Origin of the sequence: Cognatundibacterium luofuense (assembly GCF_018139685.1) — a bacterium.
GTDB lineage: Bacteria > Pseudomonadota > Gammaproteobacteria > Burkholderiales > Burkholderiaceae_D > Undibacterium > Undibacterium luofuense.
In genome coordinates this window covers 1-1,206 of sequence record NZ_JAGSPN010000032.1, presented here as the reverse complement: position 1 = coordinate 1,206, position 1,206 = coordinate 1, and the positions used below count along the sequence as shown (strand labels likewise).

Sequence of the window (1,206 nt, the reverse complement as noted above, 5' to 3'; positions counted from 1 at the left end):
CTCAATCACCTGATTTGGCGTTCGGATGACCCGCTCTGACGGTAGTGAGAAATCGACCTTAATCGCCAGTCCTTCGCGATTAAAGTCGTCAATGATATTCAGTAACCTGAAGCTGCGGCCATCTTCAAGCTGATCATGCATAAAGTCCATCGACCAGCAATGATTGATGGCTTCAGGTACCACCAGTGCATCCGGTATTTCGCGTTTCAAGCGTTTCTTTGGCTTCATCCGCAAATTCAGCTCCAGCTCACGATAAATCCTTCGCACGCGTTTATGGTTCCAGTCAAAGCGTTTGAGGTTTCGCAGGTAATAGATGCACATGCCAAAACCCCAGTTACGGTGAGTTGTGGTCAACTGCAGCAGCCAGTCTGCAATTTCAGCATTTTCATCTGCCAGCCGGGGTTGATACCGGTAGCAGGTTTCGCTGATACCAAACATCGTACAGGCCAGTCTGACCGGAATGGATTTTTCCTGCACCGCCTTTTGCGCCAGCTCCCGCCGGCGCGACGACTTCACCACTTTTTTCAATGGTCTCTTTGAGAATCTCCGCTTTGAGTCGCTCTTCGGCATACATTTTTTTCAGCCGGGCATTTTCCGATTCAAGCTCTTTCAGACGCGCCATCATAGAAGCATCCATCCCGCCAAATCTGGCGCGCCATTTGTAAAAAGTGGCAGAGCTCATGCCATGTTCACGGCAAAGTTCAGGTACAGGTGCACCTGCTTCTGCCTGCTTTAAGATAGCCAGTATCTGGCTGTCACTGAATTTGGATGTTTTCATGAAGAATCTCCTGCGTTGATAGTACGAGAAAATTCTACTTTTAGCGCCTGTTAATTTTCGGGATGATTACCCACGACAGCACCGGCCATCTGGATTTCGATCACACCGGAACGATCCGTGAGAACTTCCTGAGCTGTGACAGCATCAGGTCTGTCAATCGGATGTACAGATGCCATTCTCCTGTGCCGGGCGAGAGACTGAAACGCCGAGTTCTGCTACTCGCTGCGCCAGTTGCTTCCTGAATTCCGGTGAATAGTTGGGACGTCGCTTCTTGCGCGCCGGTGTAGTTAGTAGTTCCAAAGGGCGCTGTTGCACAAATCCTGAACAGGTCGAGACACCCCTTCCCCCAGACCGATTTACGCCACCGCCACCGTGCATGGACGGCCCAGCATGCTGAAGCGATTCAAGATGGCAGCACGCACTTGCAG

1 protein-coding gene and 1 pseudogene are annotated in these 1,206 nt (G+C 51.1%); both read right to left on the bottom strand.

Translation table 11 applies throughout. The features are described 5' to 3' along the window. A pseudogene (locus KDM89_RS19080) lies at positions 1–778 on the bottom strand (IS3 family transposase); the annotation flags it as partial. 50 nt (positions 779–828) lie between these two features. Beyond that, complete coding sequence (locus KDM89_RS22770; protein ID WP_268977894.1) at positions 829–954, bottom strand: hypothetical protein; 126 nt, start codon at positions 952–954, stop codon at positions 829–831. Between the last annotated feature and the right edge of the window lie 252 nt (positions 955–1,206).